The organism is Streptosporangiales bacterium (genome assembly GCA_009379955.1).
GTDB lineage: Bacteria > Actinomycetota > Actinomycetes > Streptosporangiales > WHST01 > WHST01.
Window position 1 is genome coordinate 1 of record WHST01000051.1, and the last position, 15,883, is coordinate 15,883.

The following is a 15,883-nucleotide window of genomic DNA, read 5'->3' on the forward strand; positions in this document are numbered from 1 at the left end:
GGCACTGGAGAAAGACGTCCGCGAATGGATCAAGATGTGGAACGAGGACCCGAAACCGTTCGTGTGGAAGAAGACCGCGGAGGAAATCCTCGACTCCCTCGCACGATATATCACACGAATTTCCGGCGGGCGACACTAGCGGACGCGCCACGTAGCCGACCGCGTACGTCGCCAGCGCCGCGAACACTCCGCTCTCCGCGGACGCGAAGAACTGGCCGGCGAACACCAGCGCGGCCGCCTGCCCGTAGAGGGTGAAGTCGTACCACTCCAGGACGGTGCCGACGAGTGTCGCGCCCGCGGCACGCTTCGGCTGGGACTTCTTCTCGCTGCCGTCGGTGGACGCACGTGCGGGACCGGGTTGCACGGTTCGAACTCCTCGTGATCGGTTCAGTGGTCGGCGCGGTAGTGCGCGACCGCGGACTCGTCGACCTCGAGACCGAGGCCGGGACCCTGCGGCTGTGGGACGATGCCGTCTCGCGGCAGGGGCGCGTGGGCCAGGTCGGCGTGCAGCGGGTTGACGAGCGGTTGCACCTCGAACTGGCGGCAGGCGCTCGACGCGTACGAGACGGCGAGCGACGCGGCGTACGCGATCGGCCCGGCCCAGGCGTGCGCGTTGGCCTGTCTTCGCCCGGACTCCACGATCCTGCACGCGCGCGCGAATCCCGTGACGCCCTCGGTGCGGCCGGGGTCGCAGCCGACGACGTCGACGGTGCCCGTCGCAACGATGCGCGCGACGCCGTCGACGGTCCACTCGCGCTCGCCGTAGGCGATCAGCGTCGTCGACTTCGCGCGCAGCGTGGCGTAGCCCTCGGGGTCGTCGGCGCCCAGCGGCTCCTCGACCCAGTACAGGTCGTGCTCCTCGAACGCGCGCACACGGGTGACCGCCGTCGCGACGTCCCACCTGATCCGCGCGCCGATGTCGACCATCATGCGCGGCGCGGGTCCGAGCGCCGCGCGGAGCGCACGTACGAAGGCGACGTCGCGGTCGTGGTCGATGCCGAGCGCGGCGTCGCCCCGCTTGCCGAAGCCGACCTTGGCGCCCCACGCCTGGTGGCGCTCGACCCAGCCGGCGATCTCCTCGGCGCCCTCACGCAGGTCGCCGCGCGACGTGTGGCACGAGACGACGGCGGGCAGGCCGTCGTGGACGGGACCGCCGAGCAGGTCGAGGACGCGTTGTCCCGTCGCGCGCCCGCGCATGTCCCACAGCGCCATGTCGAGGGCGGCGTGCGCGAACGTCGCGATGCCGCCGACGCCGTACCACCAGGTGTGCTCGCGTATCGCGGACCACAGCGCCGAGGTCGCGAGCGGGTCACGTCCGACGAGCACGCCAGCGAGTCCACGCACGATCTCGACGACCGCGCGGCTCGCCTCCGGCCAGATGGTGACGGCCTCGCCCCACCCGACCGTGCCGTCGTCGGCGACGACCTTGACCAGGCACACCTGCCTGGTGCCGCCGTGGTCGTTCGGCTCGTCGTACGCGAGCGGAATCGGCTCGATCGATGCGATCCTCAACGGCGCTCCTCCAGCCGCCCGCTCCTGCTGCTGCGGTACACGAGGTCGAGGGCCTCGACCGTGCGCGCGCCGAGCTCGCCGGGGGCGCGGTTGCGTTCGGTGCGGCCGGACGCGACGTCGACGAGCGCGTCCGCGGGGCCGCTCGACGGGTAGCGTCCGGAGTCGCGTTCGAGCGGCACGCGGACGTCGACGCCGTCCGGCCGGTAGAGCCACGCGATCTCGCGTTCGACGTCGACGTGCAGCTGGCCCTCGCTGCCGATGGCCCGCACCTCGAGCGCGTGCTTGTCGCCGCCCGCACCGGCATGGGACGAGCCACCGGCAAGCGTGCCGATGCCGCCACCCTCGAAGCGCAGGCTGACGGCGTCGTGCAGCTCGACGGGCGCGCCGAGCGGCGCACTCGTCAGGGCGTACGCGGCGCTCACCCGCTCGGGGACCAGGTGCAGCGCCAGGCCGAGCGCGTGCGAGAGCTGAGCCTGTCCGTAGCCGCCGCCGGAGATCGCGGGATCGGTCCAGGTGGCCTGCTCGGGCACGGTGTCGGGATCGGCGTCGGGGTACGCGCCGGTGTTGCTCAGCAGCTCGCGGGTGGTGGACGACATGTGGATCGACATCTGCTCGAGACGGCCGATGCCGTGTTCGTCGACGAGTTGCCTGGCCGCCGAGACCAGGGCCGAGTAGTTCCAGCCGAAGCTGATCAGCAGCTCCCTGCCCGCTCCCTTCGCGACGTCGACGAGGTCCCACGCCTGCGCGGGGTCGATCGTCATCGGCTTCTCGCACAACACGTGCGCGCCGGACTTGAGGGCGGCCACGGCATGCTCGTGATGGAACGCGGACGGGCTCGCGACGACGCAGATGTCGAGGCCGGCCGCCACGACGTCGCGGTAGTCCGTCGACGCGATCGCGAAGCCGAAGCGGTCCCTGACCCGGGCGAGGGCGTCGTCGTCCGGACGGCAGACGGCGACGAACTCGACCTCGTCACGTCTGGCCGCCAGCGCCGGCAGGTGCGCGGCGACGGCCCAGGAGCCGGCGCCGACGACGCCGAGGCGGAGCTTTCTCATCGTCTCCTCTCAGGGGGTGGGCGCGTTGGTGGAGACCGCGTCGGGCTTACCCAGACGACCTGAAGTTCGCCGACCATGAGAAGCGGATCTGCTCCAGCGACTTGCCCTGCGTCGACGGCCCGAACAGTCCTCCGAAGACGACTCCGAACACGTACATGCATCCCAGCATGACGGCCACCGTGGTGAACCCGAAGGTCCCGGTGATCGCCGGGAGAGCGAGGCTCCAGAGACCGAGGGCGACCCGTGACACGGCGATCGTCCAGCCCTGCGCGCTCGCCCGCACGTTCGTCGCGAAGAGCTCGGTCGACCAGACGCTCCACAGATGGAACGTGACGGAGAAGCCGCCGACGCCCATCAGGATCAGGTTGAGCACGACCGCGACGGTGCTGGTGACGGGCATGAAGAGGAAGAGGAAGAGGAAGAAGCCGAGTGCCGCGACGGCCGAGAACACGGCGTAGCTCACCCGCCTGTTGACCCGGTCACCGATGAACAGGAAGACGGTCAGGGTGATGATGCCGATGACGAACAGCATCATGTTGAGGAAGTCGGCGGCGAACGCGCTGTGCGCGCCCGCGGTGCGCAGCAGGTAGGGGAAGAAGAAGCCGTAGGTGCCGGCGGGGATGTTCCACACCGTCACCAGGGCGCCCATGAAGACGAACGCCGGCAACGCCGCCTTGAGCGCGCTCCGGGACGTCCGCACGCTTCGCGCTGTCGCGCCCTGACTCTCGCGTGCGGCCTCCTTCAGCTCGGTCCAGCGTGGTGACTCGACCATGCTCCGCCGCAGGATCCAGACCACCAGGGCGACGACCGCGAGGTGGGCGAAGATGATGCGCGCGCCGAGCAGGCCGAGCGAGTGCATGGCGACACTCATCCCCGTCACCACGAGCGGTCCGAGGTACCAGAGCACGGGCGCCAGTCCGACGATCTTGCTTCTCGACTTTCGTGGCGCGATCTCCGCGAGCAGGGACATCGAGTTGGGGATGTCTGCACCCGCCGCGAACCCGGTGAGCACGTAGCCCAGGATGACGATTCCCGCACTCGGCGCGAACACGATGACGAGGACGCCCACGATGTACAGCAGCAGGTCCCAGGTGTAGATGACCCGCCGCCCGAACCGGTCGCCGAGGTAGCCGCCCACCAGCGCGCCGATGCCGGTCGAGATGCCGTTCGCGCTGAAGGCGCCGATCAGGCCGACCGCGGTCGTGCCGAGACTGAACTCCTCGGCCCACAGCGGCAACGCGACGGCGCCGGCCACGATGGCGCCGGCGTCGAAGTAGCTCGCCGTCGCGGCGAGGATCGCCGGGCGCCAATGGCTACGGGAGACCTGCGCCTCGTCCCTCGCGGTCAGCGACGCGTGATCAGCCATGTGTGCTCCCTTCGCTGGAAACCTTTCCAGGTTCGCCCACCGGAGTATCTAGTACGCCCGGGGCGCCTGTGTCAAGACCGCCTGGTCACGGCAGGTGCCAGACCTCGTCGACGACGTTGAGGTCGCCGTTCTCGTCGGTCAGGTCGACGAGCACGTCGCCGAACCACTCCGACCATCGCTGGTTCACCTCCGTGCGCCCCACCGCGGCGAACGCCGTCGGGCCGTCCGGTTCGCATTCGGCATAGGCGATGACGGAGCGACCGCGCCGGAAGAGCGAGTAGTTGGACACCCCGTTCTCCCGCAGTGCCGCCACGAGGTCGGGCCACACCTCGCGGTGGCGACGCTCGTACTCCTGCTCCATGCCGGGGACGATAGAGAAGGTGAAGCAGTACCTCTGCACCTGAACCTCCCAGCGGTCGCCACATGACCCCGCACGGCGCTTGAATCGCGCGGGTGGCCGGCCCTAAGCTTTCCTGGAAAGGTTTCCAGATGCAAGGAGGGGACCGGATGCCAGAGCGACCGAGGCAGTTGGCGCTGTCCTGTGCCGACTACACGTGGCCGGCGGTGTCGCACGGTGTCGCGCTCGACCTCGTCGCGGCGCTCGGCTTCTCCGCCGTCGACCTCGGCCTCATGCACGGCAGGTCGCACCTCAAGCCCGAGGAGATCGGCACCGACGTCGAGTTCTGGGCCGGCCGGGTCAGGGAGAGCTGCGAGTCGCGCGGCCTCGCCGTCGCCGACGTCTTCTACCAGGCGCCGGACTTCGAGACGATGTCGGTCAACCACCCCGACCCCGCCGAGGTCGAGCGCGGCCGGCCGGCGTACGAACGTGCGCTGCGCCTCGCCTCGCTCGTCGGCAGTCCCGGCGTCACGATCCTCCCCGGGGTGTCGTATGACGGCGACACCTGGGAGCAGGCGGTCGACCGCGCGGCGGACGAGCTGGGCAAGCGCGTCTCGCTGGCGGGAGAGTCCGGCCTGCGACTGTCCGTCGAACCGCACGTGGGGTCGATCGTCGACACGCCGGAGCGTGCGCTGGCGTTGCTCGCGCGGGTACCGGGGCTCACGGTGACGCTCGACTACGGACACTTCTCGTACGCCGGGTTCACCGACGAGCAGATCGAACCGCTGACCGCGCACGCCGGCCACGTGCAGTGCCGCGGCGCCACCAACGGCGCACTGCAGGCGAGCATGCGGACCAGCACGATCGACTTCGGCCGCATGGTGGCGGCGCTACGGTCGCACGACTACGCCGGCTACCTCGCCTGCGAGTACGTCTGGGCCGACTGGCTCGGCTGCAACCTCGTCGACAACCTGACCGAGACCGTCGCCCTGCGCGATGTCCTCCGCGAGGCCGTGGGCGCGTAACGGGCGACTACCACTCGGCGTAGCGGCCGTCTTCCGTGCGCCAGTTGGGGTCGCGGAGCTGCCAGGTGCCGTCGCGTTCGCGGACGACGTCCTCGTCGATGTCGATGCCGAGGCCCGGGCCTGTGGGCGCGGCCAGCCGGCCGTCCTTGGGCACCAGTGGGGTGGGATCGACGAGGTAGTCGTGCATCTCTGCGGGCGGCAGCCCGGCGTAGCCGCGGTTGTAGTGCAGGCCGACACTCTGTTCCTGGATGACCACGTTGCCGGCACAGAACCCGACCTGCAGCGACGCGGCCAGCGACACCGGGCCGTTCGGGCAGTGCGGCGCGACGGCGACGTCGTACGCCTCGGCCATGCGGCAGATCTTCTCCAGCTCGAACAGGCCGGTGAGCGAGACGTCGGGCTGGATGACGTCGACGACCCGCTGTTCGAGCAGCGGGACGAACTCCGCGCGTGACGTGAGCCGCTCGCCCGTGGCGATCGGCGTGCGGTGTGCGACCCGGGTGACCTCGGCGAGCGAGCTCTCGTGGCCGGGGCCGAGCGGCTCCTCGACCCACATCAGCGCGAACTGGTCGAGCTCGGCGAGCAGCGTCTTCGCCATCGCCCGGTGCACGCGTCCGTGGAAGTCCAGCGCGATGCGCAGGTCGTGGCCGTACGCGTCGCGAAGGGCCGCCACCCGGGCCACGACCGCGTCGAGCTTCGCGTGGTCGTCGATGTAGTCGAGCTCCTCGGTCGCGTTCATCTTGACCGCGGCGAAGCCCTGCTCGCGCCTGGCGGCCGCCTGTGCGACGACGTCGTCCGGCCGGTCGCCGCCGATCCAGGCGTACAGCTGGACGTCGTCGCGGGCCAGGCCGCCGAGGAACTCGTACACCGGCAGGCCGTGCGCCTTTCCCTTCACGTCCCACAGCGCCTGCTCGACCGCGGCGGCGGCGGTCGACAGGACGGGACCACCGCGGAAGAAGCCGTCACGACGCATCCGCTGCCAGAGATCCTCGATGCGGGACGCGTCGGCGCCGACGACGTTGGCCGCGAGATCCGCGACCGCGCCGGTCACCGCGTTGGCACGCTTCGGGACGATCGCCTCGCCCCAGCCGTGCAGGCCGTCGTCGGTCTCGAGTCGTACGAGGATCCACCGCGGCGGGACCCGGAACGTCTCGATCCTGCTGATGCGCATGCGTCTCCCGTTCATGTCGGACGGCCGGGGATCAGCGTACGTGCGATGCGTCGAGGGTGCCGGCAAGCCCGACTCCGCGTCAGGTCTTCTTCTCGGCGTCCAACGACTTCTCGATCGAGGTGAGCTCCTCCTCGGTCGAGGCCTCGCGCACCGGGCCCTTGAACCACTTGCGCGCGGAGATCAGGAACCAGCCGCCGAACAGGACGAAGGCGCCGCCCACCGTGAGCGGTGCGTAGTTCACGACCTCCCAGGTGAACTCCGGGTTGCCGGGGATGCCGGCGGGTGAGACGGGCATCAGGAAGAGGACGCAGACGAAGACGATCCAGACGCTCGCGAGGACGCCGATCCACTTGTAGTGGGGGCCGAGGGTCCAGGCGCCGCGCTCGAACCTGGCGCCCGCCTTGAGCCTGAGCAGGATCGGCAGCAGGAACGCGATGTACAGGCCGATCACGGCGATCGAGGTGCCGACGAGGTAGCCGACGAACTCGTTGACGAGGGTCGGGATCATCAGCGCCCACGAGAGCACGACGATCGCGGCGACCGCGTACACCGGGACACGGCGCTTGGAGACGCGGCGCCAGATCTGCCAGCCGGGCACCGCACCGTCGCGGGAGAACGCGAACATCATCCGTGACGCCGACGTCACCGACGCCGTGCCGCAGAAGAACTGCCCGACGACCGCGATCAGGAGGAGGAACTCCGCCCACCCCTGGCCCATCGAGGTCTCCCAGATGTACGCGACCGCGTTGCCGGCGGAGTCGAGCGTGCCCTGGACATCGGGCACGGCGAACGTGACCGCGACCAGCAGGATGAAGCCGAAGACCACCGAGACGACGACCGCCATCACCATGCCCCAGGCGGCCGCGCGCGACGCCTTCCTGGTCTCCTCGCTCATGTGCGCGGACGCGTCGTACCCGGTGATCGTGTACTGCGCCATCAGCAGTCCGATGCCGAACACGAACCAGAAGCCCACGTCACCGAAGCCCGTCCCGCCGAAGCCGGAGTTGTTGATGGTCTCGGTGAAGACGAAGCCGACCGACTGGTGCCGGTCGGGGACGACGACGAGGACGCCCACGATCACCAGCACGCCGACCATGTGCCACCAGGCGGAGATGCGGTTGAACAGCGCGAGGACGTTGACCTCGAGCAGGTTGAGCAGCAGGTGCAGGGCGACGATCACGGTGTAGACGAGGAAGATGCCGGTGCCGCCCTCCGGCACGAGACCGGGGAACCACAGGTTCAGCAGGGCCGTGGTGAAGATCGCGGCACCGTAGTCGATCGCGGCCGTGACGGCGATCTGGCCGACCAGGTTGAACCAGCCCGTGAACCAGCCCCACGCCGGACCACCGAGCTTCGATGCCCAGAAGTACAGTGCACCGGCCGTCGGCATCGACGACGCGACCTCGCCCATCGCCATCGCGACGATCGTGCAGAACACGCCGACGAGCAGCCAGCCCCAGGTCACCGCGACGGGGCCACCGTTGTTGAACGCGATGTAGTACGAGGTGAGGCAGCCGGCGAGGATCGAGATGATCGTGAACGAGATGGCGAAGTTCGAGAAGCCGCCCATCTCGCGGAACAGCACCTGCGCGTAGCCGAGCTTGTGCAGGGTCCGTTCGTCGTCGGAGAGCTCCGGCGTGGGCTTGTCGGTGGTGGACATGTCTAGTCCTCTCCCTGCACGTCCTCGACGAGGCGTTCGAGGTCCGGACCGTCGAACTCCGCGACGGCGCGGTCGTACTTCTCCATCCCCCACGACCAGAAGTCGAAGTCTGCGGACCTGCCGCCGTCCTGGATCGACGCCCACAGCGTCCAGCCGAACTTCGACATCAGGCCGAACAGGCGCGCCCTGGCGACGCGGGCCGGCGACGGTCGCCCGTAGTAGGCGCCGACGAGTGCGTCCAGGTGATCGACGGGCATGTCGGCCTCGCTCCAGATGTTCCCGAGCTCGAAGCACGGGTCGTTGTTTCCTGCGTACTCGTAGTCGATGAGCCACAGCCGCTCACCGTCGTCGATGAAGTTCTCGGGGAGCAGGTCGTTGTTACACGGCACGGTGGCGAGCGGACGCACGCCGAGCGCGCCGCGGATCCGGTCGACGACGGGCATGAACTCCAGGTAGCGGTCGGGCAACCGGAAGCCGTTCCGCCGCACGACGTCGAGGTAGCGCAGCTGCACCTCGAACATGTCGAAGTCGTTGACGAAGCGCGGCCCCGCGTGGAGTCGACGGCACGCGTCCGCGACCCGCGGCAGGATCGCCGGGTCGTTCAGGTCGGCGTTGCCGAGGGTGCGTCCCTCGAGGAACCCCACGACGAGCACACCGTCGTCCCGCAGGTAGTCGACGACCGGCGCACCGACTCCCGCCCGCGCCGCGGCGGTGGAGTTGGCGTGCTCGTGGTCACGGTCGATGGAGAGCAGCGCGCCGTCGCTCGCCGAGATCCGCACCACCACCGAGCCCTGCGGGGTTGTGACCTTGACGTTGCGGTTCGTCAACCCGCCGGGGAGGTCCTCCACGGTGCGCGGGTGTCCGGACGCGGCCGGTATCCGGTCGAGCAGGGCGAGCAGCTCGACCTCGGTGTTCACGCGGGAGGAGGTTCCCATTGGCGAGATGGTAGAGCGCGTGCGACTAACGGTCTAGACCGAGACCTCACGTTTCTACGGTCTAGACCGTTCACGGGGTCGATGGCTACGCTCGACGTCATGCCTACCGAGAGGCCGTTACCGTCCGCGGCGCGCGTCGTCGTCATCGGTGGCGGCGTGGGCGGTGCGAGCGTCGCCTACCACCTCACCCAGCTCGGCGAGCGGGACGTCGTCCTGCTCGACAGGAACGAGCTGACCAGCGGCTCGACGTTCCACTCCGCCGGACTCGTCGGCCAGCTGCGGTCCGACCCCACGCTCACCCGGATGAACATGTACTCAGTCGAGCTGTACCGGGAGCTCCAAGGGACCGAGCACCCCTCGGGGTGGGTGGAGAGCGGCGGCATCCGGCTGGCGTCGTCGCCGGAACGGCTGGAGGAGATCAGGCGGCAGATCGGGTGGGCCCGCACGTTCGGCCTCGCGATGGAGGAGATCTCCGCGGCCGAGGCGGCCGAGCTGTTCCCCCTGATGGTCACCGACGGCGTGCTGGGCGCCGCGTACCTGCCCACCGACGGCTACGCCGACCCGTCCCAGCTCTGCTACGCACTCGCCGCGCTCGCCCGGGGGGCGGGCGCGGCAATCCACCCCCACACCCGCGTCGTCGGCATCGAGCAGGACAAGGGACGGGTGACGACGGTCCGCACCGACCGTGGCGACATCGCGTGCGAGGTCGTCGTCAACTGCGGGGGCATGTTCGCCGCGGAGATCGGCCGCATGCTCGACGTCCGCGTGCCGCTGATCCCGATGTCGCACCAGTACCTCGTGACGGAGGCCTTCCTCGAGCCGCGTGACCGGCCACTGCCGACGCTGCGCGACCCGGACCTGCTCGTGTACTACCGCGAGGAGGTCGACGGCCTGGTGATGGGCGGCTACGAGCGCGACTCGCTGCCGTGGACCGCGAGCCGCACGTCGTACGACGCGATCCCGCCGGACTTCAACGGCCGCCTGCTGCCCGAGGACTGGGACAGGTTCGTCGAGATCACCGAGAACTCCCAGGTGCGCGTGCCCGCGATGGCCGACGTCGGCATCCGCACGCTGATCAACGGGCCGGAGGCGTTCACACCGGACAACGAGTTCTGCCTCGGCGAGACCGAGGTCGGCGGGTTCTACGTCGCCGCCGGCTTCTGCGCGCACGGTCTCGCCGGCGCCGGCGGTATCGGCAAGGTGATGGCCGAGTGGATCGTCGGCGGCGAGCCGTCGATGGACCTGTGGCACATGGACGTACGGCGCTTCGGCCGGCACTACCGGTCACCGTCGTACACGCTCGCCAGGACGGTCGAGAACTACGAGACGTACTACGACATCCCGTACCCGGACAGGGAACGGTCGGCGGGACGTCCGCTGCGCACCTCACCCGCGTACCCGTGGCACCAGGCCCACGGCGCGAAGTTCGGCGAGAAGGCCGGCTGGGAGCGGGTCGACTACTACACCGCCAACGAGGCGCGGGGCGACGCGTTGCTCGCCCCGCAGGGATGGGCGGGCCGGAGCTGGTCCCCCGCCGTGGGCGCCGAGCACCTGACGACGCGGGAGTCGGCCGGGCTGTTCGACGAGTCGTCGTTCGCCAAGATCGAGGTGTCAGGCGCCGACGCCGCGACGTTCCTCGACCGGGTGTGCGACAACACGATCCCGGGTGCGGTCGGCGGCGTCGCCTACACGCAGGCGCTCAACGAGCGCGGCGGCATCGAGTGCGACGTCACGGTCACCCGGGTCGACGACGACGCGTTCGTCGTGGTCACCGGCACGGCGTTCGGCTCACACGACATGGGTTGGCTGCGCACGCAGGCGACGCGACTCGGCGCGTCCGTCCGCATCGCCGACGTGACCGGGCAGTACGCGTGCTTCGCGCTGTGGGGTCCGCGGGCACGCGACATCCTCGGCTCGCTCACCCCGGCCGACGTCGGCGACGCCGCGTTCCCGTTCATGCGGATGCGCGAGATCACCGTCGGTGACGTGCCGGCGCGCGCGCTGCGGGTCACGTACGTCGGTGAGCTCGGCTGGGAGCTGTACTGCTCGAGCGAGTACGGCGCCGCGCTGTGGCGCACGCTGTGGGAGGCGGGCGAGCCGCACGGCATGACGGCCGGCGGCTACCGCGCGATCGAGAGCATGCGGCTGGAGAAGGGCTACCGGGCGTGGGGCTCGGACATCGGCCCGGAGGTGACTCCGTACGAGGCGGGTCTCGGCTTCTGCGTGAAGCTCGACAAGCCCGGCGGCTTCTGCGGACGCGACGCGCTCGTCGCCGCGCGCGAGGCCGGCACCACCAGGCGGCTGCGCTGCCTCACCCTCGACGACCCGAGCGCCGTCGTGCTCGGCAACGAGCCCGTCAGGGTCGGCGACGAGGTCGCCGGCCGGGTCACGTCCGGCGGGTACGGCTACTCGGTCGGGCGCTCGATCGCGTACGCGTACCTGCCGACCGACCGCGCCGAGATCGGCACCACGGTGGCCGTCGAGGTCTTCGGCGACTGGGTGCCTGGCGTCGTCGAGCGCGAGCCCCTCTTCGACCCCACGGGCGAACGCATACGCTGAAGGCCGACCGCCAGCAAAGCGAGGAGCCCTACGTTGCCGCGATCCGAGGAGAGGTTCACCGTCGAGGAGCTGCGGGTGCTCGTCGACGCCCGCGAGGTCGACACCGTCCTCGTCGTCATCACCGACATGCAGGGTCGCCTCCAGGGCAAGCGGTGCGCGGCGCGGTACTTCCTCGAGGAGGTCGTGCCGAACCACGCAGAGGCCTGCAACTACCTGCTCGCCGTCGACGTGGACATGAACACCGTGGGTGGCTACGCGATGTCGTCCTGGGACCGCGGCTACGGCGACTTCGTGCTGCGTCCCGACATGTCGACGCTGCGTCGCGTGCCGTGGCTCGAGGGCACCGTCATGGTGCAGTGCGACCTCGGCTGGGCGGACGGCACGCCCGTCGTCGCGTCCCCGCGCCAGCTGCTGCGCGGCCAGCTCGACCGGCTCGCCGAGCGCGGGCTCGGCGCGTACGTCGGCACCGAGCTGGAGTTCATGGTGTTCCGCGACACGTACGAGGAGGCGTGGCGCAGCGGCTACCGGAAGCTCGAGCCGGCGAACCTCTACAACGTCGACTACTCGATGCTCGGCACCAGCAGGATCGAAGGGCTGCTGCGCCGCATCAGGCTCGACATGGAGGGTGCGGGGCTCTACGTCGAGTCGGCGAAGGGCGAGTGCAACCTCGGCCAGCACGAGATCGCGTTCCGGTACGACGACGCGCTCACGACCTGCGACAACCACAGCGTCTACAAGACGGGCGCGAAGGAGATCGCGGACGCCCAGGGCATGAGCCTCACGTTCATGGCGAAGTACGACGAGCGCGAGGGCAACTCCTGCCACATCCACATCAGCCTGCGCTCCGACGACGGTGATCCCGTGCTCGCCGGTGGCGGCGCGAACGGCTTCTCGCCTCTGATGGGGCACTTCCTCGCCGGCCAGCTGGCCTGCCTGCGCGAGCTCACGTACTTCTTCGCACCGAACATCAACTCCTACAAGCGGTTCATCCCCGGCAGCTTCGCGCCGACGGCGATCGCGTGGGGAATGGACAACCGCACGTGCGCCCTGCGGGTCGTCGGACACGGCCAGTCGCTGCGGGTGGAGAACCGCGTCGCGGGCGGCGACGTGAACCCGTACCTCGCCGTCGCGGCACTCGTCGCGGCCGGGCTGCACGGCATCGAGAACGAGCTGCCGCTGGAGCCGGAGTTCGTGGGCAACGCGTACGACTCGGACAAGCCGCACGTGCCCGCGACGATGCACGAGGCGGCCGGCCTGCTCGCCACGAGCAAGGTCGCGCGCCAGGCGTTCGGCGACGAGGTCATCGACCACTACCTCAACGCGGCACGGATCGAGCTCGCCGCGTACGACTCGACCGTGACGGACTGGGAAAGGTTCCGTGGCTTCGAACGGCTCTGAGGCGACCCGCCCGCTCGTCGGGCTCACGACGCACCGCGAGCGCGCGCGGATGCTCGCGTGGGACACCGAGTTCGCGATGCTGCAGCGCACGTACGTCGACGCGGTGTTCCGCGCCGGCGGCCTTCCGGTACTGCTGCCGCCGGTCGCCGACGGTGCGGCGCAGCTCGTCGACACCGTGGACGCGCTCGTCGTGACCGGAGGTGCCGACGTGGAGCCGTCGGCGTACGGCGAGGAACAGCACGAGCAGACCATCGGCACCCGACCCGAGCGTGACGCGTGGGAGCTTGCCCTCGTCCGCCGTGCACTCGACGCCGACCTGCCGCTCCTCGGCGTGTGTCGCGGGATGCAGATCCTCAACGTCGCGCTCGGCGGCACACTCGTCCAGCACCTGCCCGACACCGTCGGGCACGAGGGCCACCGGCCGGTCGTCGGGGTCTTCGGGCCGACACACGTGACGCTGAAGGGCGGCAGCACGGCGGCGCTACTCGGCGCGGAGCACGACGTGCAGTGCCACCACCACCAGGCGGTCGCGACGGTGGCGTCCGCGCTCGACGTCGTGGGCTGGGCCGACGACGGCACGGTCGAGGCGGTCGAGGTGCCGTCCGCGCGGTTCGCGCTCGGGGTGCAGTGGCACCCGGAGGAGGACTCGTCCGACATCAGGCTGTTCGAGGGACTCGTACACGCCATCGACGCAGGGAGGTCATCGTGACGGCGACGGCGTTCGAGGTGGTCAACCCGGCCACCGAGCAGGTGGTCAGGGCGGTCCCTGCGACCACCGTCGAGGAGACCGACGCGGCGATCGCCCGCGCACGTGCGGCGCAGGAGTCGTGGCGTGCGGTGGCGCCGGCCGACCGGGGACGGCTGCTGCGCAGGTTCGCCGACGCCGTCGACGCGGACGTCGAACACCTCGCCGGCCTGGAGGTCGTCAACTCCGGCCACACCATCGGCAACGCACGCTGGGAGGCGGGCAACGTCCGCGACGTGCTGCACTACTACGCCGCCGCGCCGGAACGCCTGCTGGGCCAGCAGATCCCCGTCGCCGGCGGCATCGACGTGACGTTCAAGGAGCCGCTCGGCGTCGTCGGTGTGATCGTGCCGTGGAACTTCCCGATGCCGATCGCCGGCTGGGGCTTCGCGCCCGCCCTCGCGGCGGGCAACACCGTCGTGCTCAAGCCCGCCGAGCTGACGCCGCTGACCGCGCTGCGGCTGGCCGAGCTCGCGCTCGCGGCCGGACTGCCGGAGCACGTCTTCACCGTCCTGCCCGGCAAGGGTTCGGTCGTCGGCGACAGGTTCGTGACACACCCGGACGTCCGCAAGGTCGTCTTCACCGGGTCGACGAGCGTCGGCAAGCAGATCATGGCGCGCGGCGCCGAGCAGGTGAAGCGCGTGACGCTGGAGCTGGGCGGCAAGAGCGCGAACGTCGTGTTCGCCGACGCCGACCTCGAACGTGCGGCGGCGACGGCGCCGTACGGCGTGTTCGACAACGCCGGCCAGGACTGCTGCGCACGCTCGCGGATCCTCGTGCAGCGCTCGGTCCTCGACCGGTTCATGGAGCTGCTCGAACCCGCGGTGCGGGGCGTCGTCGTCGGGCCGCCTGGTGACGTGGCCACCGAGATGGGGCCGCTTATCTCGGCCGGCCAGCGCGAGACGGTCGCGTCGTACGTGCCCGACGACGCGCCGGTCGCGTTCCGCGGCAGCTGCCCGGACGGCCCCGGCTACTGGTACCCGCCGACCGTGCTCGCGCCCGTCGACCCACGGGCGCGGCAGTGGCGCGAGGAGATCTTCGGCCCGGTCGTGGCGGTGGCGCCGTTCGACGACGAGGCCGACGCCGTACGCCTCGCGAACGACTCCGACTACGGCCTGTCCGGGTCGATCTGGACCCGCGACCTCGGCCGGGCGTTCCGCGTCGCGCGGGCCGTCGAGGCCGGCAACCTGTCGGTGAACTCGCACTCGTCGGTGCGTTACTCGACGCCGTTCGGCGGGTACAAGCAGTCCGGCCTCGGCCGGGAGCTCGGCCCGGACGCGCTCGACGCGTTCACCGAGACCAAGAACGTCTACGTCGACACGGAGGGTTGAGACGCGTGACACGTCTCGAAGGCAGGGTGGCCGTCGTCACCGGCGGGGCGAGCGGCATCGGGCTCGCCACGGTGGAACGGCTCGCGAGCGAGGGCGCGAAGGTGGTCGTCGCCGACGTCGCCGACGCGGCGGGCGCCGCGGCCGCATCATCGGTCGACGGGCTCTACGTCCACTGCGACGTCACCAGCGAGTCAGACGTCCAGGGTCTCTTCCGCACCGCGCACGAGACCTACGGCTCGGTCGACATCGCGTTCAACAACGCCGGCATCTCCCCGCCCGACGACGACTCGATCCTCACCACCGGCATCGACGCGTGGCAGAAGGTGCAGCAGGTCAACCTCACCTCGGTCTACCTGTGCTGCCAGGCCGCGCTGCCGTACATGCAGCAGCAGGGACGGGGATCGATCATCAACACGGCGTCGTTCGTGGCGGTGATGGGCGCGGCGACGTCGCAGATCTCGTACACCGCGTCGAAGGGCGGCGTGCTCGCGATGTCACGCGAGCTCGGCGTGCAGTTCGCGCGCGAGGGCATCAGGGTCAACGCGCTGTGCCCGGGCCCGGTCGACACCCCGCTGCTGCGCGAGCTGTTCGCCAAGGACCCCGAGCGCGCCCAGCGCCGGCTGGTCCACGTGCCGATGGGACGCTTCGCGAGGGTGGAGGAGATCGCCGCCGCGGTCGCGTTCCTGGCCAGCGACGACGCGTCCTTCGTCACGGCGTCGACGTTCCTCGTCGACGGCGGCATCTCCGGCGCCTACGTCACGCCGATCTAGCGCCACGGGTTGCCCGTCC

The 15,883-nt window shown here is 70.3% G+C and carries 13 protein-coding genes and 1 pseudogene; 7 read left to right on the forward strand and 7 right to left on the reverse strand.

The annotated features are described in order from the left end of the window. Positions 1 to 139, forward strand: a 139-nt coding sequence (locus GEV10_16270; GenBank protein MQA80013.1) for an IS630 family transposase, incomplete at its 5' end; no start/stop codon positions are given. Positions 140 to 1,152: 1,013 nt separating this feature from the next. On the opposite strand, the pseudogene GEV10_16275 reads toward GEV10_16270, so the two are convergent. The 4 genes and pseudogenes from GEV10_16275 to GEV10_16290 all read right to left on the reverse strand — a co-directional run bounded on the left by GEV10_16275 (position 1,153) and on the right by GEV10_16290 (position 4,294). Next, positions 1,153 to 2,286: pseudogene (locus GEV10_16275) on the reverse strand (hypothetical protein). Further along, entirely contained in the window at positions 1,509 to 2,567 is a 1,059-nt protein-coding gene (locus GEV10_16280) for a hypothetical protein (protein ID MQA80014.1), read from the reverse strand. The pseudogene GEV10_16275 and the gene GEV10_16280 overlap by 778 nt, the downstream one beginning before the upstream one ends. 46 nt (positions 2,568 to 2,613) lie before the next feature. Then, complete coding sequence (locus tag GEV10_16285; protein ID MQA80015.1) at positions 2,614 to 3,933, reverse strand: MFS transporter; 1,320 nt, start codon at positions 3,931 to 3,933, stop codon at positions 2,614 to 2,616. A gap of 85 nt (positions 3,934 to 4,018) precedes the next feature. Next, a complete protein-coding gene (locus GEV10_16290) occupies positions 4,019 to 4,294 on the reverse strand; it encodes an L-rhamnose mutarotase (GenBank protein MQA80016.1) in 276 nt (91 codons plus the stop codon). Between the two features lie 128 nt (positions 4,295 to 4,422). On the opposite strand from GEV10_16290, the gene GEV10_16295 reads away from it, so the two are divergent. Next, the gene (locus GEV10_16295; GenBank protein MQA80017.1) at positions 4,423 to 5,295 is read left to right on the forward strand and encodes a TIM barrel protein; all 873 of its coding nucleotides are present in this window, start codon (positions 4,423 to 4,425) and stop codon (positions 5,293 to 5,295) included. A gap of 7 nt (positions 5,296 to 5,302) precedes the next feature. On the opposite strand, the gene dgoD is transcribed toward GEV10_16295, so the two are convergent. The 3 genes from dgoD to GEV10_16310 form a co-directional block, all read right to left on the reverse strand. Next, positions 5,303 to 6,466 (reverse strand): galactonate dehydratase, encoded by a 1,164-nt coding sequence (gene dgoD, locus GEV10_16300; protein MQA80018.1) that lies wholly within the window; start codon positions 6,464 to 6,466, stop codon positions 5,303 to 5,305. A 79-nt stretch (positions 6,467 to 6,545) separates the two neighbouring features. Further along, positions 6,546 to 8,126 carry an amino acid permease gene (locus tag GEV10_16305; GenBank protein ID MQA80019.1) on the reverse strand — a complete coding sequence of 527 codons (1,581 nt, stop codon included), beginning with the start codon at positions 8,124 to 8,126 and terminating at the stop codon, positions 6,546 to 6,548. 2 nt (positions 8,127 to 8,128) lie between these two features. Next, entirely contained in the window at positions 8,129 to 9,061 is a 933-nt protein-coding gene (locus tag GEV10_16310; GenBank protein MQA80020.1) for a phosphotransferase, read from the reverse strand. Between the two features lie 99 nt (positions 9,062 to 9,160). Between GEV10_16310 and GEV10_16315 the strand changes: the two genes are divergently transcribed. The 5 genes from GEV10_16315 to GEV10_16335 all read left to right on the forward strand — a co-directional run bounded on the left by GEV10_16315 (position 9,161) and on the right by GEV10_16335 (position 15,864). Then, the gene (locus GEV10_16315) at positions 9,161 to 11,620 is read left to right on the forward strand and encodes an FAD-dependent oxidoreductase (GenBank protein MQA80021.1); all 2,460 of its coding nucleotides are present in this window, start codon (positions 9,161 to 9,163) and stop codon (positions 11,618 to 11,620) included. 126 nt (positions 11,621 to 11,746) lie between these two features. Beyond that, positions 11,747 to 13,018 (forward strand): glutamine synthetase, encoded by a 1,272-nt coding sequence (locus GEV10_16320; GenBank protein MQA80022.1) that lies wholly within the window; start codon positions 11,747 to 11,749, stop codon positions 13,016 to 13,018. Next, entirely contained in the window at positions 12,999 to 13,727 is a 729-nt protein-coding gene (locus tag GEV10_16325; GenBank protein ID MQA80023.1) for a gamma-glutamyl-gamma-aminobutyrate hydrolase family protein, read from the forward strand. Before GEV10_16320 ends, GEV10_16325 begins: the two co-directional genes overlap by 20 nt. After that, entirely contained in the window at positions 13,724 to 15,094 is a 1,371-nt protein-coding gene (locus GEV10_16330) for an aldehyde dehydrogenase family protein (protein MQA80024.1), read from the forward strand. Before GEV10_16325 ends, GEV10_16330 begins: the two co-directional genes overlap by 4 nt. A 5-nt stretch (positions 15,095 to 15,099) precedes the next feature. Then, on the forward strand, positions 15,100 to 15,864 hold the full coding sequence (locus tag GEV10_16335; GenBank protein MQA80025.1) for a 3-oxoacyl-ACP reductase: 765 nt from the start codon (positions 15,100 to 15,102) through the stop codon (positions 15,862 to 15,864). Positions 15,865 to 15,883: the final 19 nt, after the last annotated feature.

Bases quoted from the DNA above. Each gene is read 5' to 3' on its own strand.
- GEV10_16280 (MQA80014.1), bottom strand. From the start codon at position 2,567: ATGAGAAAGCTCCGCCTCGGCGTCGTCGGCGCCGGCTCCTGGGCCGTC.
- GEV10_16285 (MQA80015.1), bottom strand. From the start codon at position 3,933: ATGGCTGATCACGCGTCGCTGACCGCGAGGGACGAGGCGCAGGTCTCC.
- GEV10_16290 (MQA80016.1), bottom strand. From the start codon at position 4,294: ATGGAGCAGGAGTACGAGCGTCGCCACCGCGAGGTGTGGCCCGACCTC.
- GEV10_16295 (MQA80017.1), top strand. From the start codon at position 4,423: ATGCAAGGAGGGGACCGGATGCCAGAGCGACCGAGGCAGTTGGCGCTG.
- dgoD (MQA80018.1), bottom strand. From the start codon at position 6,466: ATGCGCATCAGCAGGATCGAGACGTTCCGGGTCCCGCCGCGGTGGATC.
- GEV10_16305 (MQA80019.1), bottom strand. From the start codon at position 8,126: ATGTCCACCACCGACAAGCCCACGCCGGAGCTCTCCGACGACGAACGG.
- GEV10_16310 (MQA80020.1), bottom strand. From the start codon at position 9,061: ATGGGAACCTCCTCCCGCGTGAACACCGAGGTCGAGCTGCTCGCCCTG.
- GEV10_16315 (MQA80021.1), top strand. From the start codon at position 9,161: ATGCCTACCGAGAGGCCGTTACCGTCCGCGGCGCGCGTCGTCGTCATC.
- GEV10_16320 (MQA80022.1), top strand. From the start codon at position 11,747: ATGCAGGGTCGCCTCCAGGGCAAGCGGTGCGCGGCGCGGTACTTCCTC.